1 protein-coding gene is annotated in these 407 nt (G+C 42.3%); it reads right to left on the reverse strand.

Going from position 1 to position 407, the window contains the following annotated elements:
• The coding region (locus VQ048_RS12730) for a conjugative transposon protein TraM (protein ID WP_327611992.1) at positions 1–407 on the reverse strand (407 nt) is incomplete at both ends.

The raw sequence follows: 407 nt of genomic DNA on the forward strand, positions 1-407 counted from the left end.
GCTCCAGGTGTATAAGGAATATAAAGCCCTCTTTGACCGTCTAAATCGTAGGCAGTTACCGATACGGGAACGATACGCCCTTGATATTCCAATGAACTAATATCTAACAATAGCCGTCCCTCATCTATCTTTGCCATAGCGGTCAAAAGCGTACCTTTGGGCAGTACCATTCCTGCCACTCGGATAGGCTCTAAAAGTCGCAAAGGAATACGGTTGTTTTTATCAATGCGTTGTTCGGTGTGAATACAGGCTTTAATACTGTTTTTGAGTATCGGTTGTTCTTCCTTTTGGCTTTCCATAGAATGAAAACCTCTTTGGTTTTGTTGTACCCAATTTTCCAATGATTTCTCATCGGATAAGGCTCTTGGAAGTTGGCTGACGACCTTATTAGAAACGCTATATACGGG

Origin of the sequence: Bergeyella anatis (genome assembly GCF_036016955.1) — a bacterium.
Lineage (GTDB): Bacteria > Bacteroidota > Bacteroidia > Flavobacteriales > Weeksellaceae > JAYWXI01.